This is a genomic window from Amycolatopsis halotolerans, from assembly GCF_042647905.1.
Lineage (GTDB): Bacteria > Actinomycetota > Actinomycetes > Mycobacteriales > Pseudonocardiaceae > Amycolatopsis > Amycolatopsis halotolerans.
In genome coordinates this window covers 129422-153278 of record NZ_JBHRWI010000024.1, presented here as the reverse complement: position 1 = coordinate 153278, position 23857 = coordinate 129422, and the positions used below count along the sequence as shown (strand labels likewise).

The 23857-nt window shown below is 68.9% G+C and carries 23 protein-coding genes; 14 read left to right on the top strand and 9 right to left on the bottom strand.

Annotated elements, in window-relative coordinates:
• Nucleotide 1: 1 nt before the first annotated feature.
• From ACFORO_RS21030 to ACFORO_RS21020, 3 genes are all read right to left on the bottom strand, one after another.
• Complete coding sequence (locus ACFORO_RS21030) at nucleotides 2-640, bottom strand: CatB-related O-acetyltransferase (protein ID WP_417281599.1); 639 nt, start codon at nucleotides 638-640, stop codon at nucleotides 2-4.
• Nucleotides 641-871: 231 nt separating this feature from the next.
• A complete protein-coding gene (locus ACFORO_RS21025) occupies nucleotides 872-1000 on the bottom strand; it encodes a hypothetical protein (protein WP_377873824.1) in 129 nt (42 codons plus the stop codon).
• Between the two features lie 79 nt (nucleotides 1001-1079).
• Nucleotides 1080-1709 (bottom strand): DUF5701 family protein, encoded by a 630-nt coding sequence (locus ACFORO_RS21020; RefSeq protein WP_377873823.1) that lies wholly within the window; start codon nucleotides 1707-1709, stop codon nucleotides 1080-1082.
• A gap of 96 nt (nucleotides 1710-1805) precedes the next feature.
• On the opposite strand from ACFORO_RS21020, the gene ACFORO_RS21015 reads away from it, so the two are divergent.
• Nucleotides 1806-2444, top strand: a complete 639-nt coding sequence (locus tag ACFORO_RS21015) for a TetR/AcrR family transcriptional regulator (protein ID WP_377873822.1) — start codon at nucleotides 1806-1808, stop codon at nucleotides 2442-2444.
• Nucleotides 2445-2927: 483 nt separating this feature from the next.
• On the top strand, nucleotides 2928-4454 hold the full coding sequence (locus tag ACFORO_RS21010) for an MFS transporter (protein ID WP_354740486.1): 1527 nt from the start codon (nucleotides 2928-2930) through the stop codon (nucleotides 4452-4454).
• A 79-nt stretch (nucleotides 4455-4533) separates the two neighbouring features.
• Here the strand turns inward: ACFORO_RS21010 and ACFORO_RS21005 are convergent, their stop codons facing one another.
• The 3 genes from ACFORO_RS21005 to ACFORO_RS20995 form a co-directional block, all read right to left on the bottom strand.
• Complete coding sequence (locus ACFORO_RS21005; protein WP_377873821.1) at nucleotides 4534-5379, bottom strand: SAM-dependent methyltransferase; 846 nt, start codon at nucleotides 5377-5379, stop codon at nucleotides 4534-4536.
• A 137-nt stretch (nucleotides 5380-5516) separates the two neighbouring features.
• The gene (locus tag ACFORO_RS21000) at nucleotides 5517-6068 is read right to left on the bottom strand and encodes a cysteine hydrolase family protein (protein WP_377873820.1); all 552 of its coding nucleotides are present in this window, start codon (nucleotides 6066-6068) and stop codon (nucleotides 5517-5519) included.
• Nucleotides 6069-6113: 45 nt separating this feature from the next.
• The gene (locus ACFORO_RS20995) at nucleotides 6114-6875 is read right to left on the bottom strand and encodes an alpha/beta fold hydrolase (RefSeq protein WP_377873819.1); all 762 of its coding nucleotides are present in this window, start codon (nucleotides 6873-6875) and stop codon (nucleotides 6114-6116) included.
• Nucleotides 6876-6940: 65 nt separating this feature from the next.
• Between ACFORO_RS20995 and ACFORO_RS20990 the strand changes: the two genes are divergently transcribed.
• On the top strand, nucleotides 6941-7360 hold the full coding sequence (locus tag ACFORO_RS20990; protein ID WP_377873818.1) for a MarR family winged helix-turn-helix transcriptional regulator: 420 nt from the start codon (nucleotides 6941-6943) through the stop codon (nucleotides 7358-7360).
• Here ACFORO_RS20990 and ACFORO_RS20985 read toward each other — a convergent pair.
• Entirely contained in the window at nucleotides 7303-8301 is a 999-nt protein-coding gene (locus ACFORO_RS20985; RefSeq protein WP_377873817.1) for a helix-turn-helix transcriptional regulator, read from the bottom strand. The two genes, ACFORO_RS20990 and ACFORO_RS20985, sit on opposite strands and share 58 nt — an antisense overlap.
• 83 nt (nucleotides 8302-8384) lie before the next feature.
• Between ACFORO_RS20985 and ACFORO_RS20980 the strand changes: the two genes are divergently transcribed.
• Nucleotides 8385-8783 (top strand): VOC family protein, encoded by a 399-nt coding sequence (locus ACFORO_RS20980; protein ID WP_377873816.1) that lies wholly within the window; start codon nucleotides 8385-8387, stop codon nucleotides 8781-8783.
• Nucleotides 8784-9158: 375 nt separating this feature from the next.
• Here the strand turns inward: ACFORO_RS20980 and ACFORO_RS20975 are convergent, their stop codons facing one another.
• On the bottom strand, nucleotides 9159-10853 hold the full coding sequence (locus ACFORO_RS20975) for a bifunctional diguanylate cyclase/phosphodiesterase (protein ID WP_377873815.1): 1695 nt from the start codon (nucleotides 10851-10853) through the stop codon (nucleotides 9159-9161).
• Between the two features lie 580 nt (nucleotides 10854-11433).
• Nucleotides 11434-12342: an SAM-dependent methyltransferase gene (locus ACFORO_RS20970; RefSeq protein ID WP_377873814.1), complete on the bottom strand. Its 909-nt coding sequence runs from the start codon at nucleotides 12340-12342 to the stop codon at nucleotides 11434-11436.
• A 135-nt stretch (nucleotides 12343-12477) separates the two neighbouring features.
• On the opposite strand from ACFORO_RS20970, the gene ACFORO_RS20965 reads away from it, so the two are divergent.
• From ACFORO_RS20965 to ACFORO_RS20920, 10 genes are all read left to right on the top strand, one after another.
• On the top strand, nucleotides 12478-14082 hold the full coding sequence (locus ACFORO_RS20965; protein ID WP_377873813.1) for a thiamine pyrophosphate-binding protein: 1605 nt from the start codon (nucleotides 12478-12480) through the stop codon (nucleotides 14080-14082).
• A 123-nt stretch (nucleotides 14083-14205) separates the two neighbouring features.
• Complete coding sequence (locus ACFORO_RS20960) at nucleotides 14206-15654, top strand: aldehyde dehydrogenase family protein (RefSeq protein ID WP_377873812.1); 1449 nt, start codon at nucleotides 14206-14208, stop codon at nucleotides 15652-15654.
• A 151-nt stretch (nucleotides 15655-15805) separates the two neighbouring features.
• Nucleotides 15806-17260, top strand: coding sequence for a 4-hydroxyphenylacetate 3-hydroxylase family protein (locus ACFORO_RS20955; protein WP_377873811.1), 1455 nt, complete (start codon nucleotides 15806-15808; stop codon nucleotides 17258-17260).
• An 18-nt stretch (nucleotides 17261-17278) separates the two neighbouring features.
• Nucleotides 17279-18280: an amidohydrolase family protein gene (locus tag ACFORO_RS20950; protein WP_377873810.1), complete on the top strand. Its 1002-nt coding sequence runs from the start codon at nucleotides 17279-17281 to the stop codon at nucleotides 18278-18280.
• Between the two features lie 11 nt (nucleotides 18281-18291).
• Nucleotides 18292-19308, top strand: coding sequence for a DODA-type extradiol aromatic ring-opening family dioxygenase (locus ACFORO_RS20945; protein WP_377873809.1), 1017 nt, complete (start codon nucleotides 18292-18294; stop codon nucleotides 19306-19308).
• Nucleotides 19309-19310: 2 nt separating this feature from the next.
• Nucleotides 19311-19979: an RraA family protein gene (locus ACFORO_RS20940; RefSeq protein WP_354740514.1), complete on the top strand. Its 669-nt coding sequence runs from the start codon at nucleotides 19311-19313 to the stop codon at nucleotides 19977-19979.
• A complete protein-coding gene (locus ACFORO_RS20935; RefSeq protein ID WP_377873808.1) occupies nucleotides 19979-20626 on the top strand; it encodes an RraA family protein in 648 nt (215 codons plus the stop codon). Before ACFORO_RS20940 ends, ACFORO_RS20935 begins: the two co-directional genes overlap by 1 nt.
• The gene (locus ACFORO_RS20930) at nucleotides 20623-21261 is read left to right on the top strand and encodes a 4-carboxy-4-hydroxy-2-oxoadipate aldolase/oxaloacetate decarboxylase (RefSeq protein ID WP_377873807.1); all 639 of its coding nucleotides are present in this window, start codon (nucleotides 20623-20625) and stop codon (nucleotides 21259-21261) included. The genes ACFORO_RS20935 and ACFORO_RS20930 overlap by 4 nt, the downstream gene beginning before the upstream one ends.
• Before the next feature lie 5 nt (nucleotides 21262-21266).
• Complete coding sequence (locus tag ACFORO_RS20925; RefSeq protein WP_377873806.1) at nucleotides 21267-22229, top strand: flavin reductase; 963 nt, start codon at nucleotides 21267-21269, stop codon at nucleotides 22227-22229.
• Nucleotides 22230-22240: 11 nt separating this feature from the next.
• Nucleotides 22241-23851: an FAD-dependent monooxygenase gene (locus tag ACFORO_RS20920; protein WP_377873805.1), complete on the top strand. Its 1611-nt coding sequence runs from the start codon at nucleotides 22241-22243 to the stop codon at nucleotides 23849-23851.
• Nucleotides 23852-23857: the final 6 nt, after the last annotated feature.

Here is a 23857-nt window from a genome sequence, read left to right as displayed (position 1 = left end):
GTTACGCGAGTTCGGCCGCCGCCTTCGCCAGTTCGTCGACGCTGCCGGACATGACCGTGCGGACGTGCTTGGTGAGGTGCTCCACCGGCCAGTCCCACCACGCGATCGCCAGCAGCCGTTCGACGTCCTCGTCGCTGTACCGCCGCCGGATCAGCTTCGCCGGATTGCCGCCGACGATGCCGTAGTCCGGCACGTCGTCCACCACAACGGCCCCGGACGCGACGACCGCGCCGTGCCCGATGCGGACGCCCGGCATGACCATCGCCCGGTAGCCGAGCCAGACGTCGTTGCCCAGCACCGTGTCGCCGCGGCCGGGCAGGCCGGTGATGACGTCGAAGTGCTCGGCCCAGTCGCCGCCCATGATCGGGAACGGGAACGTCGACGGCCCGTCCATTCGGTGGTTCGCGCCGTTCATGATGAACCGCACGCCCTCGCCGAGCGCGCAGTACTTGCCGATCACGAGCCTCTCCGGCCCGTAGTGGTACAGCACGTTGCATGTCTCGAAGGCGGTCGGATCGTCCGGGTCGTCGTAGTAGGAGAACTCGCCGACGTCGATCAGCGGCGAGGTGACCAGCGGCTTCAGCAGCACCACTCGCGGCTGGTCGGGCATGGGGTGCAGGACGGTCGGGTCGGGGGAAATGGGAACTCTCCTCGGGGTTGGGTGTCAGTGGCGGTGGTGGATCCGAAGCCCAGCTGGGTGTGCTGGATGCCCTGCTGGTGCCAGTCGGGGTTGTCCGGGCATCGGGTGCAGGCGGAAACGAAACCGAGCCGGGTGTGCCGGTTGCTCCACCAGTACGACCCGCGGCTGTTCGGCTACGGGTGCAGGGCGGTCGGGTCTGGGGAAATGGGGTCTCTCCTCGGGGTTAGGGCTTCAGCAGCGGGTGGTGGTGGACCCGAAGCGCGGCCGGGTGTGCCGGATGCCCTGCTGGCACCAGTCGAGGTTGTCCAGGCATCGGGTGCAGGCGGAACCGAGACCGGGCCAGGTGTGCCGGTTGCCCACCAGCGCCACCTGCGGCTGTTCGGCTACGGGTGCAGGGCGTTCGGGTCTGGGAAAGCGGGCTCTCCTCGGGGTTGGGGGCTCAGTGGCGGGCGGCGGCGGACCCGAAACCGAGCCAGGTGTGTCGGTTTCCCCACCAGCACCAGCCGACCTTCGGGGCGTTGCGGCGTTCGCTGCCGTCGCGGCCGGTGCCGTTGCTGATCCACAGCGCTGGTGTGCGGGTGTCGAACGTGCCGTTCTCCTTGCGCAGCCGGGAGCCGATGGTCATGAAGCAATGATTGCGCTCGAGCACCGAAGGCTGTTGCAGCACCCAGTGGATCCCCTCGGTGAGCAGCAGCGGACTGCGCCCGGCCTTCGTGATCGCGGGCAGCGCCTCTTCGGGGCTCCAGTTCCCCATCTCCTCGCCGCGGTCGAGGCCGGTGACCAGGTACAGCGGCGCGTCGGGCAGCTCGACGTCGCGCGGTGCGAACTGGTCGACGTCCGGCATGTCCGTGACGACGAATCCGGCCTTGCCTTCGCGGCGTAACAGCGGCGTGAGCGCCGACGCTGGCGCTCGATCCGGGTGGATCGCCAGCAGCGCGCCGTCCGCGTCGCTGTGGGCTGCCGCGAAAGTGCGCAGGTCGGCGGCGGAAAGCTGCGCGATTTCGGGTACCTCCAGCGAGATCAGGTGCTCCGCCTGGTCCGCGAGCGACGGGAGGGCGGCGATCGACAAGTGGTTCTCCTTCGGGTTATGTTTACGTCGGTAGTAAAAGTATGCCGAGACCCGGAACTGCTGTCAAGGTAAAATTACGTCGGAGGTAAGTTTTTGATGGAGCTAGGCCTGCGGGAAGCCAAGAAGCAGGAGACGCGCCAGCTGATCTCCGACCACGCGACGCGGCTGTTCCTGGAGCAGGGCTTCGAGGAGACGACGATCGCCCAGGTCGCGGAGGCCGCGCGGGTCGCGAAGAAGACGGTGACCAACTACTTCGCCCGCAAGGAAGACCTGGTCCTGGACCACCAGGAGGAGTTCGTCGCGACTCTGGCGGCCGCGGTGTCGGCGCGGGAGCCAGGGGAGTCCGCGCTCGCGGCGCTGCGGCGGGCGTTCGAGGCCGCGGTCGCCGCGAAGGACCCGGTGGTCGGGTTCGCGGGGCTGGAGTTCACCCGGATGATCGCCGAGAGCCCGACGTTGTCCGCGTGCCTGCGGGGCCTGCACCGGCGGCGGGAACGGGCCTTGGCCGACGCGCTGGCGGACGCGGCGAGCAGCCTCCGGTCGGACATCACCGTCCGGACGGCGGCCGCGGTGCTGGGGGCGGTGCACCACAGCCTGTTCGAGCGGATCGAGGAGCTGACCCTCGCCGGACGGCCGGTCGACGAGATCGCGGAGACGGTCGCGGCGGAGGCGCGGAAGGCGTTCGACCTGCTGGAACCTGCGCTCGGGAACTACGCGGTGGCCGCCGCGACGTCCTAGGCCGCGTCCGTGAGGGGAACCCTGCGGACTCTGATTCCCAATGCCAGAAACTTAAGCCGCGTTACCTCGGCCCGCTGATCGTCCGCAAAGGACTCCGGAAGTGCCGAAATGCCCGATTTGTCACCCTGTGGTCAGGGCTTGAAGTACGTGAGGGGCTCCTTGAGGGAATCAGAGTCCCTCAGAGGGTGTTTCGAAACCCGGTGGTGTGGTCGGGCGTTGGCTGTGATACCCGCGCGGCATGGCGTTCACCGGGCGACTGCGTGCAAGCTGCCGCGTAACACACGGATTCAGCGACTGAGCACGCGGGTTTCGAAACACCCTCTCAGGGTTCCCCTCACGGACCGGTGCCTCGGCTGAACTCGCTCCCCGAAACCCGCCCGAAAAAGTTTTCCCCGGGGATGTCGATCCGCCCGCACCCCGATCGTCGCGTCAGTGAGACCGGTCGGCGAGACCGCCGACGAGGCGACTTCAGGGGAGAGAGCAATGAGCGCAGGACGACGCGAGTGGCTGGGCCTGGCGGTGCTGGCCCTGCCGACCGTGCTGTTGTCGCTGGACATGAGCGTGCTGCACCTCGCGGTTCCGCACCTCGCCGCGGACCTGCGGCCGTCCAGCACGCAATTGCTGTGGATCATCGACGTCTACGGCTTCATGATCGCCGGGTTCCTCGTCACGATGGGCACCCTCGGCGACCGGATCGGCAGGCGGAGGCTGCTGATGATCGGCGGCGGCGCGTTCGGGCTCGCGTCGGTCGCGGCGGCGTTCTCGACCAGTCCGGAGATGCTGATCGCCGCGCGGGCCGTGCTCGGGATCGCCGGGGCGACGCTGATGCCGTCGACGCTCGCGTTGATCAGCAACATGTTCCAGGACCCGAAGCAGCGCGGCACCGCGATCGCGGTGTGGATGAGCTGTTTCATGGGCGGCATGGTGGTCGGCCCGGTCGCCGGCGGGTTCCTGCTGGAGCATTTCCGCTGGGGTTCGGTGTTCCTGATGGGCGTTCCGGTGATGATCCTGCTGCTCGCGACCGCGCCGAAGCTGCTGCCGGAATACCGCGACACCTCCGCCGGACGCCTCGACCTCGCCAGCGTCGGCCTGTCGCTCGCCGCGATCCTGCCGGTCATCTACGCGCTCAAGGAAATCGCCAAGAACGGCTTGTCCCTGACCGAAATCGTCGTGCTCGCCGCGGGGCTCGCGGTCGGCGCGGTGTTCGTCCGGCGGCAGCGGCGGCTCGAGCACCCGCTGCTGGACCTCCAGCTGTTCCGGGTGCGTGCGTTCAGCGCGGCGGTGGCGATCATGCTCGTCGGCGCGGTCACCATGGGCGGGGTTTTCCTGCTGGTGAGCCAGTATCTGCAGATGGTCGCCGGGCTGAGCACGGTCGACGCCGGGCTGTCGCTGGTCCCGCAGGCGCTGGCGGTGGTCGTCGGGTCGATGATCGCGCCGCGGCTGGCGCGCCGGTTCCGTCCGGAATTCGTGCTGGGCTTCGGAATGCTCGTCGCGGCGGGCGGGATCCTGTTGTTCACGTTGGCCAGCGGGTCCGGTGGTGTGGCATTCGTGGTGCTGGGCATGTCGATCGCGAGCTTCGGGATGGGACCCCAAGGCGTGCTGTGCACCGAAATGGTGGTCGGCTCGGTCCCGCCGCAGCGGGCCGGCGCGGCTTCGGCGATGTCGGAGACCAGCGCGGAATTCGGGATCGCCATGGGGATCGCGGTGTTCGGCAGCGTCGCGACGGCGGTGTATCGCAACCAGATCGCGGTTCCGGCACACGTGCCCGCCGCGGCGGCCGCCCAGGCGACCGACAGCATGGCCGGTGCGATGGCGGCGTCGGCGACGCTGCCCGGTGCGACGGGGGAGCAGTTGCTGGCCACAGCGCGGGACGCGTTCACCTCGGGGCTGCACACGGTAGCCGGGATCGGCGCGGCGATCGTGGTGGTGTTCGCGGTGGTCGGGATGGTCGCGCTGCGGCGTTCCCCGGCGGCGGCTAAGGCGGAGGAACCGGTGCCAGTCGCGTCGTGACAGACGAAAGCGGGCCGGTGTTCCAGCCGAGCTGCTAGCTCAGCCGGAGCACCGGCCCGCCTGCGAACCTGGTGTGCCGTCAGGGTTTCCGCGCGACCCCGACCGCCACGATCCGCTGGGCGACCGTCGGGGAACCCAGCAGCGGGCCGTCCGGCCACCATTCGACCACCGGCACGATTTCCGCGGGCTTGTTCGGTCCGCTCGGGATCAGCTCCATGTCGTGGAACAGTTCCTTGATCTCGGCCCGGGTGCGGGACGAGACGTCCTTCATCGATCCGTTGTGGATCGATTCGATGATGCCCTGCACCGCTTCGTCGTCCGCGGAGCCGTCGTGCGCGTCGAGCAGGTGCGAGATCGCCACGTACGAACCGGACGGGAGCCGGTCGATGAATTCCTTCGTCACCTTCGCCGGTACCTCGCGGTCGCCGGTCTGGTGGTGCAGGGCGAGCAGGAACAGCACCGCGATCGGCTGGTCCCAGTCGAGGTGCTCGGTGACCGTCGGGTGGTCGAGAATGCTCGGCGGGTCGAAGAAATCCGCCTGGATGTATTCGGTGAACTCGTTTTCGTCGAGCAGCGCCCGTCCGTGGCTGGCCACCACCGGGTCGTAGTCGACGTAGACGACCTTCGTGCCCGAATCCGCGCGCTGCACGATCTGGTGCACGTTCTCCGCGGTCGGCATGCCGGAACCGCAGTCGATGTACTGGCGGACGCCCGCGTGATAAGCGAGGAACCGGCAGATCCGGGTCATCAGATGCCGGTTGACCCGCGCGGTCTCCGCGATGTCCGGCATCACCCGGGCGGCTTCCCTGGCGACCTGCCGGTCGATCTCGTAATTGTCTTTCCCGCCCAGCAGATAGTCGTAAACGCGGGCGGCGCTCGACTGGTCCGGGTTGACTCCCGGCGGTGCGTTGACTGCGTCGGCCACGACGCGTACCTCCCGCGTGCTGACACGGTGATAGTTGCCGTACTGAGAGTAGCGGACTTCGCCGACGTCGCGAAACTGGTGCCGCCCGGATGCCAGCCGGGCTTATCTCACTGCGCTGACCAGCGGCGACAGTGCGCTCACGCGGTCCTTCCGGTCCACTCGGCACAGGTCACGACCTCGAATCCCCGGCTGGGGAACACTTTGTCCAGCAGGAAGTCGTTGACGTCCTGGTCGCTGTCGGCGCATCCGTCGCGCAGCACGGTCACCCCGTAGCCGCGGTCCGCCGCGTCGTAGCACGTCGCGGTGACCATCGCGCTGGTCGCGACCCCGGCGATCGCGACGTCGCGGATGCCCCGGGCACGCAGCACCAGGTCGAGATCCGTTCCGGCGAACGCGCTGGCCCGGCGCTTCAGGACGACGACGTCCTCTTCGGCGACCGGCAGCGTCAGTTCAGTGCCCGGCGAACCCTCGTGGAAAGCGTCTCCGGCGTCGAAGAAGGAGCGGTACAGCGCGCCGTCGGGCAGGTCGGTTCCGTTGTCCCGCATGGCGAAATGCACGAATACGACGAGTGCGTCGTTCTTGCGGGCACGCGGCAGCAGGTCGGCGAGCGGCGGCACGACCTGACGGGCGAACGGGTAGCCGTCGGTGATGCCTCGCTGGATGTCGCCGACGATCAGTGCGGTGGTCATGACAATCCCCCTTTGCGCTCGCCGCTATTTAACCCGCAGGCGCGGTCAGGCGTCGAAGGCGAGCAGCGCTTCGAGCAGTTCTTCCGGAGTTTCGACCTGCGGCAAATGTCCCGTGCGAGGAAGCACGGTGAACGTCGAGCCCGGGATCGCGGCGGCGTACGCCTCGCCGTACCGCGGATCGGCGATGCGGTCGCTTTCGCCCCACAGGACGTGAACGGGGATTTCGGCGGTGCCCAGCCGTTCGATCAGGGTCGGGTCGGTCATCGCCGGGCCGGTGTAGCCCACCAGCGCCGCGACGTCCGGGCTCGGGCCGCTGCTGCCGGACGGCGGGGTCGGCGCCTTCGCCGGGTCGTGGAACGAGAACTGCTGGATTTCGGCGACCGTCTTGCCGCGGACGTCGGCCAGCGGATGGCCGTCGACCTCGATGCCGATGCCGTCGACGACCACCGCGCGGCTGACTCGCGGGCTGTGCAGCAGGGCGATTTCCGCGGCCAGCCAGCCGCCGAAGGAGTTGCCGACCACCGTGACATCCGAGACGTCGAGGTGGTCGAGCAGCGCGACGTACGCCTTGGCCAGTGCGGTGACGTCGGTGAGCTCGGTGGCTTTCGGCGTGCTGTTGAAGCCGGGGTGGGTGGGGAGCAGGACTCGCGAGCGCGTGCGTTCGGCCAGCAGGTCGGCGAAACCGGCCATCGTCGCGACGCCGCCTCCGCCGTGCAGCAGCAGGAAGGTCCGGGTGCGGTCGTGGTCCTGGACGGCGATCTCGACCGGGCCGGTGGACTGGAACTGGAGGATCCGGGAGGAAGTCATATCAGGAACCTTATATAAGGAAGTTGATATAAGCAACCTGTCTTGAACGAGGTAGGCTCCCGGCCATGAAGTACCGCCACGCCGACGTCGCATTGGCCGTCAAGCGCCTGCAGCACCGCCATCACCGCGCGCTGAGCCAGGCGTTGCAGCCGCTCGGCCTGTCGCTGGTGCAGTGGGACACGTTGCGGCACTTGGACAATCACCCGGATGCGTCGCTGCACGACCTCGCCGTGCTGACCTTCCAGACCGACCAGTCCTTCGGCACGCTGGCCGGGCGGATGGTCGACCGCGGCCTGATCGAGCGGGTGCCCGGGCCGGGTCGCGCGGTGCGGCATCGGCTGACGGAGAAGGGCGCTGAGCTGCGGTCGGCTGGGCAGGAACTGGCGGACGTGGTGGTGAGGACGTCGTTCGACCGGCTTTCGGCGGCTCAGTTGGATGAGCTGGGCGCGTTGCTGGACGTCGCGCTGGAGTCTGATCCGGCGTAACCGGTCAGCCGGTCGGCGAGGGCGCGCATCCGGTCGCGGAGGGCGTCCGGCTGCTCGATGACGAACGGCCGGTCGAGCGCGGCGAGCCGGGGCGGGATCCAGTCGAGGCGTTCGGCCCGGATGCACGCCCGCGTCCACGCGCCGTCCGCCTCCAGGATGGCGATGGACGGCGGGAACACCGCGCGGATCTCCTCCGCGGTCGCGTCGATCCGCACCGCTACGTCGTGTCGATGCGGTGCTTCGGCGATGCCGGTGAGCACCTGCCGCATCGGGTCGAAATCCGTTGGGGCGCTGAAGGTTCCGTCCTGCGGTTCGGCCCGTTCGATGCGGTCGACACGGAACGTGCGCACCTGCCCGGCACTGGAGTCGAAGCCGGTGAGATACCAACGGCCGGAATGCGCCACGACCCCGTAGGGCTCGACGACGCGTTCGCTGCTCCGGCCGTGCGCGGCGGTGTAGGCGAGTCTGATCGGCCGCTGGTCGCGCGCGGCCTCGGCGACCGCGAGCAGCACTTCGGCCTCGGCGGTGAGCGCGGCCCGCGCGGGTGCGGTGAAGTCGGCGACCTCCAGCAGCGCGTCGAGCCGACGCCCGAGCGCCTCGGGCAGCACCCGGCGGACCTTCGCCACCGCACTTTCCGCAGCCGCGACCGACGTGGTGACCAGCCCCGCGCGGCGGCCCGCGACCAGCCCCAGCAGGACCGCGAGCGCCTCCTCGTCGGTGAGCATCAGCGGCGGCATCCGGTAGCCGGGCGCGAGCCGGTACCCGCCGTAGCGGCCGCGCACGGAGCGAACCGGAATGTCCAGGTCGAGCAGGTGCTCGACGTACCGGCGGACAGTGCGCTCGTCCACGTCGAGCCGTCCCGCGAGTTCGGCGACGGTCCGGGTGCCGCCGCCCTGGAGGATCTCCAGCAGCGCCAGCACGCGGGCGATCGGCCGGGTCATGCGGAGAATTCTCGCAATACCGGGCGGATCCTGTCCACTATTGCTTCTAGCGTGGCCACTGAGCAACGAGAGAGGAACTGGCCGTGCAGTTGACTTCCGTCCGGATCATCACCGGTGACATCGACCGTCTGACGTCCTTCTACGAGCAGGTGACCGGCCTCGTCGCGAGCCGCCCGGCGAAGCAGTTCGCCGAGTTCGTCGGCGAGACCGCGACCCTGGCGATCGGCAGCGCCGAGACGATGACGCTGTTCAGCGCGGGCGCGGCGGTGCCGGAGTCGAACCGGACCGTCATCCTGGAATTCCAGGTCGAGGACGTGGACCGCGAGTTCGCCCGGCTCCGGCCGCTGCTCGCGGAGGTGGTGCAGGAGCCGACGACGATGCCGTGGGGCAACCGCTCGCTGCTCTTCCGCGATCCGGACGGCAACCTGGTGAACCTGTTCGCGCCGCAGAGTGCGGAGGCGCGCGCTCGGCATGGTGTTTGATTGATGTGTTTGATTGCCGCGACTTCGTCGCGGCGGAGAAATCGCCTTCATCCGGTTTCTTCCCTCCCGATCCGCTCGGCCCGGGGGGCCGATCGGATCGCTCAGTCCAGAAACCGGGGCGATTTCTCGGTGTGGTCGGGTGGGGAGCGGAGCGGGCGGAGGGCGCGTTGCGGTCGGCGCTGTCTCCGGGCGACCGAGCAGTGCCGGTGGACGACTGGATCGAGACGGGCAGTCAGGCGCTGGCGGTGCGCGATTTGGTGGTGGAGGCGGGTGCGGAGTTGGTTGGTTGTGCGGTACTGGTCGATCAGCTCGGTCCAGCCGCGCGGTCGCGCATCGGAAGGTTGCACGCGCTGCTGACTGCGGACGAACTGCTGGCTACTGCTGGGTCAACAGCAGCGGCGATCGGCCGTTCGTTTCCTTGCCGCCGCGGAGAATCTGCGCCCGGCTGGCGCCCGGCCAGCTGTTGACCCAGCTCGAGCCCGGGATCTCCTTGGCCTGCTTCTTCAACGGCGCCAGCAGCCGCGCGCTTTCGCGGTACGAACCCGCTGAGGCGCCGGTCTGGACGAGGCTCGCCAGGGAGAGCGTGACTGACACGCCGTCGGCGGACCAGCCGTGGCCGAGGACCGCGTCGGCGAGCGAGGTGATGTCCGCTACGCCGCAGACGACCAGGAAATCGTCGCCGCCGACGTGGCCGACGGTGACGTCGCCGAGTCGCCGGGCGTGGTCGGTCAGCGCCCGGCCGATGGCGCGGATCAGGTCGTCGCCCGCGGCGAACCCGGCGGTGTCGTTGAGCCGCTTGAAGTGGTCGATGTCCAGCCAGGCCACGACAAACGGGCGTCCGGCGTCCGCGCGGCGGGCGACGTCCTGTGCGATCGCGTCGCTGCCGGGCAGCCGGGTGAGCGGGTTGAGCGCGACCGCGGCCTCGACCTTCACCGCGGCCATCCGGCGCATCACCTCGTTCGGCCGCACCACGCCCTGGTAGCGGCCGGACGCGTCGGTCACGACGAGGTCGTCGCCGCTGTGCTCGGCTCCGCCGTCGGCGATGATCTCGAGCAGTTCGCGGGTGCTGGTGTCGATCCGGACGAGCCGCGGCGGGCCGGCCAGTTTCGCGGCGGGCTTCCCGGCGTACAGCGCGTGCCCGTACCGGCCGGTCACCGCCAGCAGGAAGCGCATCCGGTCGATCGTCCACTGTGGACGCGCCTGCTGGTCGAGCCCGACGATGGCCTTCGGCGCGTGCTCGGCGGAGAGGATCGCGTGGACGTCGTCGCAGGTCGCGTCGTCCGGCAGGGTTTTGGCCTGGCGGAGGAATTCGGGAATCCGCAGTCCGGCGGCGGGCGAGACCGCCGTGGTGCCCGGCTGGTCGCCGCGTTCGGCGGTGGGCAGCACGCGTTCGGGGGCGGCGGTGGCGAACAGATTCCCTTGCACGAGACGGATTCCGGCGCGTCGCGCGACGTCGAGTTCCGCGTCGTTCTCGATTCCCGTCGCGACGAGCCGCAAGTCGGTTTGGGTGGCGAACTGCACCAGCGCCTCGACGAGCGCGACGGTCGACGCGTTCGCCGGGAGCCGGCGCAGCGTCGCACGGTCCAGCTTGATCATCTCGATCGGCGCTTCGGCGAGGAGGTTCATCGGCAGGCCCGCGGTGCCGAGCCGGTCGAAAGCCAGCCGGAAGCCGAGGTCGCGGAGCCGGTGCAGGCCCTGCAGCAGGGTCCCCGGGTTCGGGACGGCAAGCGGAGCGGTCACTTCCAGCACGATGTCGGCGGGACGGCGACCCGCGCGTTCCAGGGTCTGCAGCAGCGGGATGAACCGCTCCGCGGGCGCGCCGGCGGCGCTGGCGCTCAGGTTGAGATGCAGCGACACCCCGGCGGCGACCTGCGGGGCCGCGGCGGCCGCTCGGGCGGCGAGGTCGAGGTCGGCGTCGATCAGCTGGGCCTGGTCGCCCGCCGCGTCGAGGAGGTCCTGGACCCAGCCCGCCGCCGGATGCCCGACCGCTTCGACTGCGACAGCCGAGCCGCTGTAGAGGCTGTACAGCGGCTCGAAGGCGAAACGGACCTGGTCGGCAGGGGCGAGCACCCGCAAATCCTCGCCCGGAACGCACGGATCTCCACAAAACCGTTATCTCCCGTTGACCTGCCCGGTCAGCGGCCGAACGGGAAAACTCTTCGGGATCGGGTGCTGTGCTTGGGATTCGCGAACGCGCTGGGCAAACCCTCGGTATGGCTCGTGACCACCATCACAAATCGGCTACGAACCAGGTGTGACCAGGCGTGATGGCTCGACCACTGGCGATGCGCCCGTGGCGGGGAGGACGCGGCGTGCCGTGAGGGGAACCTCGGAGGGCTCAGCTTGCGATGCCAGGGATTTGAGTCGCGTGGTCGCAGGTCGATGGCTGTCCATAAGGGACGCAAGCGCTGTCGAAATGCCTGCTTGGTACCCAGATTACCGTTTCTGCAAGTCCGTGAAGGGCTCCTTGAGGGAATTCTGATTCCCTCAAGGAGCCCTTCACGGACCACTGTCCCGACGCCGGGGACTTAAGGCGGCGTTGCGGGTGCGATGTGCCCAGGTCGAAGGACTTGGGCAGGGCAGGTGTCCGTGAGGGGAACCCTGACGGACTCTGAGTCCCTCAGGGTTCCCCTCACGGAACGCCGACCCGCTAGCCCAATTCGCCGGTGATGTACCGAAGGTCGCCCATGCGCAGATCGTCGTCCTGAAGCGGCGGCAGACCGTTGGCCGCGAGCAGCTCCCGGACGGTGCTTCCCCGTACCGTCCAGCCGAGCCCGGTCAGGTAGGGAGCCGCTTCGTTGCGCTCGCCGAAGTAGCGCAGCCTCGTCATGTCGGTGTCGAACCCCTCGCCGCGCCATTGCTCGGAGATGCGGTCGAGGCGTTCCTTCGTCTTGTCCTCGTCGCCGGGACGCGGGTTGGGCCGGTTCTCGGTGGCGACCCGGCTGCCCGGCGCGCTGAGTTCGGTGATGGTGTCCAGCAAGCGATCTTGGGCTTCGGGCGGCAGATATCCCAGCAGGCCTTCGGCGCTCCACGCGGTCGGCCGGGCCGGGTCGAAACCGGCGGCGCGCAGTGCGGCGGGCCAGTCTTCGCGCAGGTCGACGGCGACCGCTCGCCGGTCGGCAGTGGGCTCGGCGCCCAACTCGGCCAGGGTGCGGGCCTTGAACTCGACCACTGGCTCCTGGTCGATCTCGTACACCACGGTCCCGTCCGGCCAGGGCAGCCGGTAGGAGCGGGAATCCAATCCGGACGCCAGGATCACGGCCTGGGCGAGGCCCGCGTCAGCCGCGCCGAGGAAGAACTCGTCGTAGAACTTGCCGCGGATCTTGGCCGCGTCGATCCAGATCTGCCCGACCAGCGTGCCGGAGGCAGACTCGCCGGACGCCAGCTTGGCGAGCAGGTCGACGCCGACTGCCTGGACGAGCGGTTCGGCGAACCGGTCCGAGAACAGTGTGCCGTCCTCGCGGGTCGCGATCGCCCGGGCGGCCGCGGCCATGGTCGCGGTCGCGCCGACGCTGGACGCCAGGTCCCAGGTGTCTCCGTCGTGCCGGGCAGAAGTCATTGAGCCGCCTTGCCTTTCGCCGGGTGTCGAGACCGCAACCTACTCCGATCCCGACACCGTGTCGCACAGTTCGCCGGGTTTCTTCCGTCGCCGCGTCGGAGCGCCCGGCCCGGCGTGCTGCGTAGCGTGCCGGGCATGACGGCTGCCGCGCGGTTGCTGGAAACCTTGGCGCAGTGGGGGGTCGAGCACGTCTTCTGCTGCCCCGGCACCAGCGAGATACCAGTGCTCGAAGCTCTTGCCACCCGACGAGGCGGACCCGAGTTCGTGCTGACCACGCACGAGGCGATCTCGGTGTCCATGGCCGACGGCTACGCGCGCGCCTCCGGACGGATCGGCGTGGCCTACCTGCACACGAACGTCGGGGTCGCGAACGGCCTGGCGCATCTGTACGCGGCCCAGGTCGCGCGCAGCAGCGTCGCGATTCTCGCTGGCATCAAAGGGACGGCGACCCTCCCGCACCGCGCGTTGACGACCTCGCCGCGCTTGCTCGAGACGGCCGCGCCGTACGTGGGCCATGCCTGGCAGAACCTCCGCGCGGAGGACCTGCTGGAAGATCTCAGCCGGACGCTGTGGCACACCACGATCGTTCCGGAACAACCGGCGATTCTCACGATCCCGCAAGACCATCTGACGGCCGAACCCGGCGTCGCGCCTCCGGTCCGCCGGGGTGCGCGGCAAGGCCCGGCCGCGGAAGCGGTTCGACACTCGAGCGCGCTGCTCGACGCGGCACGGCGGCCGGTGATCGTCGCGGGATCGGACGTTGCCCGGCGGCGGGCCGAGGCAGACCTGGCGCGGTTGGCCGAGCGGCTTGGCGCGCCGGTGTTCGTGGAGTCCCGGAGAGACCTCGAACGGTGGTCGTTCCCTACGTATCATCCGCACTACGCCGGATTGTTCGAGCCCCGCGCGCCGCTGCTGGCGGAGGCCGACCTGCTGGTGCTGGCGGGCATGCCGACGCCGCTGGAGTTCTCGGCCGAGGTCGCGGCGCTGCCGCCCGGCGTCCCGATCCTGCATGTCTCCGAAGACGCCGCCGAGCCTGGTCGCCGCTACGTGCCAGCCGGGGCGGTTGTCGGCGACACCGCTGCGGTGCTGCGCGGACTGGCCGAAGGGATCCGCGCGCCTTCTCGGGACGAATGGCTTGCCCGGGTGCGGAAGGACAGCGAAGCCCGGCGAGCCCGTTGGGAGGCCGAAGTTCCGTGGGACGGGGAATTCAGCGCCGCGCTGGCGATGCGCACCCTCGCGGACGTCATCGGCGGGGAACGGCTGCTGGTCCTCGACGCGGTGACCTCGACGCTGCCGTTGCTGCGGTTTCTCCAGCGCACGCGGGCGGATTCGCTGTTCGCCACCGCGAGCGGTTCGCTCGGCTGGGGAATGGGTGCGGCGGCGGGCGTGGCGATGGCGCGGCGCGAGCGTGTGCTCGCGGTGGTCGGCGACGGCGTCGTCCAATTCGGCGTGCCCGCGTTCTGGACCGTCGTGCGGTACCGGCTGCCGGTGACGTATCTCGTGGTGAACAACGGGAAGTACCAAGCCGTGGTCGCCGGTCTGAAGAAAAGCGGAGGCGACCGAGCGGAGTATCCGCTCACCGACATCAGCGGCGTTGAGATATCCGCATTGGCGCAGGCGTTCGGCATCAAGGCGACGACGGTCGACGACGTTGACGGGCTGCGGGCCGCACTCGCCGAGGACCCGGAGGACGGCCCGCGGCTGATCGAGGTCCGTGTGAACGACCGGCTGTGGCAGTGATTCCGACACCGTGTCCAGTCGCCGGCGCGGGATTTGCGTCGCCGAGGCGATGAAGCGAGGGCTCGCGCCGACCTAGCATCGCGGCGATCTCCGCACCCGCACCAGGATTGGCAGGCGACGCACATGGCCCGGTGGGATATCCGCGAGGCAGACGGGCAGATCTACTCCGGCGGTTGGCGCGCTGGAGGGGGAGGGACGCAACCGGTTGTCTCGCCGGGCGACGGCGGGAAAGTCGGCCTCGCGGGGATCGCCGACCAGCACGACGTCGAGCGAGCTGGAGCACGAGCCGCGAAGGCACAGGCCGAGTGGAGCGGAGCGTCGTACCGCCTGCGGGCCGACGTCCTTACCCGCGCCGCGGAAGCGTTGCGCGACATCCGCGCCGACGTCGAGGACGTGCTTGTGCGCGAAAGCGGCTCGCTGCCTGCCAAAGCCAAGCACGAGGTCGACAAAGCGATCGACGAACTGATCGCCGCGGCCGGGCTGGTCACGATGTCGCAGGGCGATCTCCTGCCCGTGGAAGACCCGACGACGCTGGGTTTGGCCCGGCGGATCCCTGTCGGCGTCGTTGGAGTGATCGCGCCCTGGAACGCGCCGTTGATGCTCGCCATGCGCTCGGTCGCCCCGGCAATCGCGCTGGGCAACGCGGTGCTGGTCAAGCCGGACGTGAAGACTGCTTTCTCCGGCGGCGCGGTGCTCGCGCGCATCTTCGAACAAGCCGGTTTGCCGGACGGCGTACTGCACGTGCTGCCCGGTGGCGCGGCGACCGGCGAGGCTGTCGTGCGTTCGCCGCACACGAACGCGATCTCGTTCACCGGCTCGTCCGCCGCGGGCCGCCGGGTCGGCGAGATCGCGGGCGGCCTGCTCAAGCGGGTGGTGCTCGAACTCGGCGGCAACAACGCGTTCATCGTGCTGGCGGACGCCGACCTCGACCGCGCCGTCGCCGGTGGCGTCGGCGGGACTTTCCGGCACCAAGGCCAGATCTGCATGGCCACCGGACGGCATCTCGTCCACGAAAGCATCGCCGACGAGTACGTCGAACGGCTCAAAGCAGCGGCGGGGAAACTGCGGCTCGGCGACCCGAAGGCACCCGGGACGACCCTCGGCCCGCTGATCACGACCGCGCAGGCCGAGCGGGTGCACGGCATCGTCGAGGCCGCGGTCGCCGGGGGAGCGCGGGTCGTGCACGGGGCCACGCACGACGGCGCGTTCTATCAACCGACCGTGCTGGACGGCGTAACCGCTGACAACGCGGCTTTCCGCAGTGAGATCTTCGGCCCGGTCGCGCCGGTCACCCGCTTCTCGACCGAAGAAGAAGCGCTCGAACTCGCCAACGCGACCGAATACGGCCTGTCCGCGGCGATCCACAGCCGCGACGTCGCGCGCGCCCTCGGCTTCGCTTCTCGGTTGCGTGCCGGGATGGTCGCGCTCAACGGCCAGACCATCTACGACGCCGCACACATCCCGATGGGCGGCCTCGGCGCGTCCGGCAACGGCGGACGGCACGGCGGGCACTGGAACCTGGACGAGTTCACCTACTGGCAATGGGTGACGGTGCCGACGATCCAGCGCTGAGCGTTTCCGACACCGCGTCGGACTTTCCTACACGGTGTCGGACGCCCGCGGCGGAGATTCCCGCAGCGGACCGATTCCGCGGCGCCGCGATTTCCGTAGCTTCGAATCGTCGCCCGGTGCGGGCCCGTCACAGACAAAGGAGTCGGAGTACATGGACATTTCCGGTGCCACCGGGGCGCTGACCGGCGAGCAGTACAAAAAGAGCCTCAACGACGGCCGCGAGGTTTGGCTCGACGGGAAGCGCATCGAGAATGTCGCGGAGCACCCGGCGCTGAAGCCGACCGTCGACGAGTTCGCCCGCCTGCTCGACCTGCGGTTCGCCACCCCCGAGGGGCGGGCGGCGACCCTGTTCAAGTCCGAGGAGACGGGCAACGAGGTCAGTTACGCGTTTTCGCTGCCGAAGACCCCGGAGGAATTGCGCGCCAAATTCGCCGCGTCGGAATGGTGGATGCGGGAAAGCCTGGGGCAGCTCGGCCGTTCGCCCGACTTCATGTCGAATGTCGCGGCGGGTCTCGCCGATTACGCCGACGAACTCGACCAGAACCGCGAAGGTTTCGGCCAGAACGCCCGGGACTACCGCCGGTTCGCCATGGAAAACGACCTCGTCCTGACGCACGCCCTCGGCGACCCGCAGATCGACCGCAGCGCCAGCCCGCTCGACGACCCGGACCTCGCCCTGCGCGTGGTCGAGGAGCGCGAGGACGGCGTGATCCTGCGTGGTGCCAAGCAACTCGCCACGCTCGCGCCGTTCTCCCACGAAGTGCTGGTGTACCTCAACGGCGTCACCGCCGCGCGCGGTGCGGAAGACTTCGTCATCTGGTTCGCGCTGCCGATGAGCACGCCGGGCCTGAAGATCCTGCTGCGCGAACCGCTCGGCGCGCCGGAGAGCGGCCATTCGCACCCGCTCGGCAACCGGTACGACGAGCAGGACGCGATGCTGTTCTTCGACGACGTTTTCCTGCCGCGCGAACGCATCTTTCTGCTCGGCGACTCCCTGCGCGCGCTCAAGGGCCTCGGCCGGATCAACGTCTGGAGCCTGCAGAGCACGCACATCCGCTTCCTCGCCCGGATGAAGTTCTTCACCTCCGTCGCGAAGAAGCTCGCGCACTCCATCGGCGTCGACACTTTCCGCGGCATCCAGGAAGAGCTGGGCGAGCTCATTTCGTATGTCCAGACGCTCGAACTGGCGATCAAGGGCGCCGAGGCCGACGCCGTCGTGACGCCGGGCGGGCACCTCGCCCCGAGCAATACCAACGGCGTCGGCTTCTGGTCGGCGGACATCTCAGCGCGGATGGTGCAGATCTTGCGCCAGGTCGCCGCGTCCGGCCTCATCATGCAGCCGACCGAAGCCGACCTCGCGAACCCGGAGCTGCGTCCGTTCCTGGACCTCTACATGCGCGGCCACGACATCGGAGCGGCGGAGAAGGCACGGCTGTTCCGGCTCGGCTGGGAGCTCGCCGGCTCGAGTTTCGGGATGCGCCAGGAACTTTACGAGTACCTGCACCGCGGCGACCCCGGCGCGGGCCGCACCCGGCTGCTGCGCTTCTACGACACGTCGGCGACGGACGCGCGCGTCGACGAACTCATCAGCAAGCCGCTCGGCTGAGACCGCAAGGAGCATCCCGTGATCATCGACGTCCACGGCCACATGTCCGCGCCGGACGCCTACTACGCCTGGAAAGCCTCGCTGCTGTCGCACCGCGGCGCGCACGGCGGCAAACCGCCCGCCATCAGCGACGACGCGCTCGCCGCCGCGTATCACCACCCGCACCCGAGCTTCGGCGACATCTCGCATCTGGCGCACCTCGACGGCGCCGGGATCGACCTGCAGATGATCTCGCCGCGCCCGTTCCAGATGATGCACAGCGAACGGCCGGCCAAGCTCGTGCAGTGGTTCACCGAGGAGACCAACAACCTCATCCACCGCGCGACCGAACTGTTCCCCGGCCGGTTCAAGGGCGTCGCCGGACTCCCGCAGAGCCCGGACCTGACGCCCCGCGACTGGACCGCTGAGCTGCGCCGCACGGTGACCGAACTCGGCTTCGTCGGCGCGATGCTCAACACCGATCCGTACGAGGGCACGGAAACCCCGCTCGCGCTCGGCGACCGGTACTGGTACCCGGTGTACGAGGTGCTGTGCGAACTCGACGTGCCGGTGCTGCTGCACGCCGCCGGGTGCAAACCGCCCGCGCGCGAGCCGTACAGCCTGCACTTCATCCAGGAAGAAACCATCGCGGTGTGGAGTCTCGTGAACTCCAGCGTGCTGAAGGACTTCCCGGACCTCAAGGTGATCGTCTCGCACGGCGGCGGCGCGATTCCGTACCAGGTGGGCCGTTTCCTGCCGTCGGTGGTGCGCACCGGAGTGTCCTATCTGGACAAACTGCGCCGGCTGCACTTCGACTCCTGCCTGTACACCCAGGACAGTCTAGAGCTGCTGATGAAGGTCGTCGGCACCGACCGGGTGCTGTTCGGCTCGGAGAAACCCGGCACCGGCTCGCAGATCGACCCGGACACCGGCCGCTGGTTCGACGACATCCACCTGCTCATCGACGACATCGCCTGGCTCGGCGAGAAGGAACGCGCCGACGTCCTCGAGAACAACGCCCGCGCGCTCTTCCAGCTCTGAGGGGGAAGGTCATGACCGAGATCGTCGCCGGGTTCGGCACCTCGCACGGACCGCAGCTGAAGGCGCCACCGCCGCACGCCTGGGATACCCGGGGCACGGCGGACCGCGCTAGCAAGGGGCTGAAGTTCCGCGGCGAGACGTACAGCTACGAGGAACTCCGCGAGCTGCGTGAAGACTTCACCGCGGAGATCACGCCCGAGGTGATGGCACGTCGCTGGGAAAGCTGTCAGCGGTCGATGGACCGGCTCGCGGACTTCATCCGCACCCAGGACGTCGACGTCCTCGTGATCGTTTCCAGCGATCACAAGGAAACCTACGGCGACGAATGGCTCGCCCCGTTCTCGGTGTTCTGGGGCGACGAGGTCGCGCACGTGCCCTTCACCCAGGCGCAGCTCGACGCGATGGCTCCCGGCCTGGCCGAGGCCGCGACCGGCGACGTCCCGGACCGCACGATCATGCGGCCGACCCACCGCGCGCTCGGCAAGCACATCATCCAGTCCACGCAGGCCGAGGATTTCGACACCGGGGCCACCGAGGTCATCCCGGCCGGGCGGTACGAGAACCACACCATTCCGCACGGCTTCGGCTTCATCTACCAGCGGTTCCTCGGCCAGGAATCGACGCTGCCGATGGTGCCGATCTTCATCAACACCTTCTGGGAGCCGAATCCGCCGGGAGCCAAGCGCTGCTACGACTTCGGGCGCGCGGTCGGGCGGGCGATCCGGTCGTTCCCCGGCGACCTGCGGGTCGGCGTCGTCGCTTCGGGCGGGCTCAGCCACTTCGTGATCGACGAGAAGCTCGACCAGGAGTTCATCCAGGCCCTGCGCGACCACGACGCTAGCTACCTGTCGAGCGTCCCGGCCGCCGAGATGCGGTCCGGTGCCTCCGAGCTGCGCAACTGGATCGCGGTCGCCGGAATCGCTGACGAAGCCGGTCTCGCCGTGACCAGTGTCGACTACGAGCCCTGCTATCGCACTGAAGCCGGCACCGGCAACGCGATGGGTTTCCTTACCTGGGAACGGAAGTGACCATGTCTCCCGAAGAGATCATCACCGCACTGCGCGGCCTCGACAGCTGCGCGGTTTCCGACGCGCTCGATACGCTGGGCTTGCCCGGCGCGGTTACCGCACTGAAGCCGATGTGGCCCACGGGCACCGTCCTGGCCGGTCGCGTGCGCACGGTCACGGCCGCTCCCAAAGCGACCGCTGGACCGGCGACGCACATCGCCACCCCGCTGGTCGCGATCACCGAACCGGACGACGTCGTGGTGATCGACAACCACGGCCGCACGGACGTCTCCTGCTGGGGTGGCCTGCTCGCCGAGGCCGCGGTCCGGCGCGGCGTGGCTGGCGTGATCGTGGACGGAGCCTGCCGCGACGTCCAGGAGAGCGAGGCGCTGAAGCTCCCGGTGTTCGCCCGCACGGCAGTTCCGGTCAGCGCGCGCGGCCGCATCGTGCAGGCCGCGATGGACGAGCGCATCCAGATCGCTGGTATCTCCGTTGCCCCGCAAGACTTTGTGCTCGCGGATGTCAATGGCGTCGTCTTCGTCTCCGCCGGAGATGCCGACCGCGTCATCGGCCTCGCGAAGCGGATCGCCGAGCGTGAAGCCCGGATGGCGGAGGCCGTCCGGTCCGGCCGTGACGTGCAAGAGGTCATGCACGATTCCCAATTCCCCTCAGTCACTGTGGAGCAGCGCTGATGTCTCTCCTCGACCGGTTCGCCGGGCTCGGCACCGCGACGGTCTCCGACGCCCTCGACAAGCTCAAGCGCCCCGGCAGCCTGCTCGGCCTCGCCCCGCTCGCGGACGGACAGCGCATGATCGGCCGCGCGTTCACCGTGCGGTATGTCAGCGCGCAGGTCCCGGCTGGCACGGTCGGCGACTTCATCGACCAGGTCGAGCCTGGTCAGGTGATCGTGCTCGACAACGACGGCCGCCTCGACTGCACGGTCTGGGGCGACATCCTGACCGCGGTAGCGCACCAGCGTGGCATCTCCGGCACGGTCATTGAGGGTGTCTGCCGCGACACGCATCGCGCGCTTTCCATCGGCTATCCGATCTACAGCCGCGGCCGCTTCATGCGCACCGGCAAGGACCGGGTCGAGGTGGCCGAGGAGCGCGGACCGGTGACGATCGGCGGCGTGACCATCCGCCACGGGGACATCCTGCTCGGCGACTCGGACGGCGCGGTCGCGATTCCGCGCGACTGTGAGGACGACGTACTGGAGGTCGCCGAGATGATCCAGACGCGCGAAGAAGCGATCCTCGCCGCTGCTCTCGGCGGCGCGACGATCGCCGAAGCCCGCGCGAAGTACGGCTACCACGATCTGCAGCGGGCGGACGCATGACCACGTTGGCCGAAGACACCAAGGAACTGCTGACGCTCGGCACGGCCACGCTGTACGAGGCGTCCGGTCTCGACTGCTTCCTGGACGCCGCGTTCCGGCCAGCCTGGGACGGCGCGCAGATCGTCGGCCGCGCGATGCCGGTGTCCGCGCAGATCGGGGACAATCTGGCGCTGCACCACGGGATCGAGGCTGCTGGCCCCGGCGACGTTCTTGTGGTTGACGCAGGTGGCGCGCCGTTCGGGTACTGGGGTGAGGTGATGGCGGTCGCGGCGCAAGCGCGCGGCATCCTCGGCCTGGTCATCGACGGCGGCGTCCGCGACACTCAGCAGCTCGCGTCGCTCGGGTTCCCGGCGTTCAGCACGGCGATCTCGATCCGCGGCACGATCAAGAACTGGCCGGGAACGGTGGGCCGCCCGATCACGTTGCGCGGCAGGGTGGTTCACCGCGGTGACATCGTCGTGGCCGATCGGGACGGGATCGTCGTGTTCCCGGCGGACGAGTACGACCGTGTCTTGGCCGCGTCCCGGGCCCGCGCGGAGAAGGAAGAGTCCTATCTGGACCGTCTGCGCGCCGGTGAGACCACTTTGGACGTCTACGACTTCCGCCATCTCGGCGGTCCGGACGGAGCGAGGTGACCACGATGACCTCCGACCAGCAGCGGATCGACAGCTTCCGCCAGGCAGCCGGACGATTCGCTTCAGGTGTCACAGTAGTGACTACCGCGCTCGACGGGCACCTTTACGGAATCACCGCGACCTCGTTCGTTTCCCTTTCGCTGAACCCGCTTTTGGTGACGGTGTCGATCAATTCGCACAGCCCGATCCTCGAAGAGATCCGCGCGAGCGGGGTCTTCGCGATCAACGTGCTCGGCCGCCATCAGCAGGAGGTTTCCGCGTGCTTCGCCCGCCGTGGGCGCGGCCGGAGCAAAGAGCGGTTCGACGAGGTCGAGACGCACACCGAGGCTACCGGTGCCCCGGTGGTCACCGGCGCGTTGAGCTGGTTCGACTGCACCGTGCACACGATGCTCGGCGGCGGCGACCACATCATCCTCGTCGGCGAAGTCGTGTCGGCGGGCGGCGGGACCGGGCAGCCGTTGCTGTACTGGTCCGGCGAATATCGCGAACTCAACACAGCGGAAGAAGCCGAGGCGGACATCGGCCGGATCGCCGATTCACTTTCGATTCAGCTGCATTTGCACGGCATGCGAACCGAACAACTCCTGGAAGCGCAGCACGCGGTCGAACCCGCCGCAGCCGCGCTCGCCGCACGTGCTGCCGCCGACGACCAGGTCGCGCAATTGCGTGCGCTGGTCGAGGAGTCGGAGAAGCACGTCCACGACGCCAGCCGGTACAACCCGTTGTCGCTGGAATTCCATGCCCGGCTTGGTTTGCTCAGCGGAAACCCGGCGATCGCCGCGTCGGTCGGCGCGCTCAACCGGCCGCGGGAAAGCGTGTATGCCGTGCATACCAACGCTGAGCGGGCTTCTCGGGCCGTCGATGCGCACCGCCGCATCCTTCAGGCCATTGAGGACCGTGACGAGGATGCCGCCCGTCGGTTGATGACTGAGCACCTTGGCGTGGTGGCGCAAGGAATGCCGTGCTGAACGGAGAAACCATGGACGCAGACGTCCTCATTGTCGGGGCAGGTCCGGTCGGTCTCGTCGCCGCCCTCGACCTGAGCAGCCGCGGCGTGTCGGTGATCGTCGTCGAGGAACGGGAGTTTCTCGAACCGCCGAACGTCAAGTGCAATCACGTCGCCTCGCGCACCATGGAGAGCTTCCGTCGGCTCGGGATCGCGACTGAGGTGCGCGCCTCCGGTCTGCCGCGCGACTATCCGCAGGACGTCGCGTTCCGGACCTCGCTGACCGGACGGGAACTGTCGCGCATCCCGATCCCGGCGAGCGGCGACCGGTACACCTCGCGCGTCGGCCCCGACACGAGCTGGGCGACGCCGGAACCGCCGCACCGGATCAACCAGACTTTCCTGGAACCGATCCTCGCCCGGAACGCCGCCGCCGCGCCCGGCGTGACCCTGCTCAACCGCACCCGGTTCCATTCGGTCGAGCAGGACGCTTCGTCGGTGTCGGCAGTAGTGTCCGACGACTCGGGTGAACGGACTCTGCGCGCTCGGTACTTCATCGGCGCGGACGGCGGCCGTTCGGCGGCGCGCAAGCAGATCGGCGCGAAGCTCAGCGGCGATCCGGTGCTCCAGCACGTGCAGTCCACCTGCATCCGCGCGCCGAAGCTGTACTCGCTGATGTCCGCCGACGAACCGCGGGCGTGGGGTTACTACACGTTCAACGCCCGCCGCGTCGGCCACGTGTACGCGATCGACGGCCGCGAAACCTTCCTCGTGCACACGTACCTTTCCTCGGCGGAGGAGGTCGTCGACCGGGACGCGGCAATTCGCGCGATTCTGGGCGTGGACGAGGCGTTCGAGTACGACGTCGTGTCCAAAGAGGACTGGATCGCGCGCCGGCTGCTCGCCGACCGGTTCCGCGACCGGCGGGTGTTCCTGGCCGGAGACGCTTCGCACCTGTGGGTGCCATTCGCCGGATTCGGGATGAACGCGGGCATCGCGGACGTGCTCAACCTGACCTGGCTGCTCGGCGCGCATCTCGGCGGCTGGGCCGAGGAAGGGATCCTGGACGCCTACGAAGCCGAGCGGCGGCCGATCACCGAACAGGTGTCGCACTTCGCGATGAACCACCAGCGGAAACTCGCGCGGCCGGGACTTCCCGCCGCCTTGGAAGACGAGACTCCGGAGGGCGAAGCCGCGCGTGTGTCGTTCGGTGCCGCTGTGCGGGAGCTGAATGAGCCGCAGTTCGCCGCCGCTGGTTTGAATTACGGCTATGCGTACCATGATTCCCCGATCATCGCCTACGACGGCGAGGAAGCGCCCGGTTACACGATGGGCAGCTACACACCGTCCACTGTGCCCGGTTGCCGTGCCCCGCATTTCACGCTGGCGGACGGATCCTCGCTGTACGAACATTTCTCACCCGGTTACACCGCAATAGCCGGGCGCGGTGTAGATACCTCAGCGCTGTCCGTTGAAGCGGCAGGCCGAGGAGTCCCATTCGCCGTGGTTGAAGTCGACGCGCTGCCGGATGAATATCTTTGCCCGATCACGCTGGTGCGGCAGGACCAGACGGTGGTCTGGCGAGGTGCTCCGCCCGACCGGGCGGCCGCGGCCGAGTTGTGGGAAAAGCTTCGCGGCGCTTGACCCTCC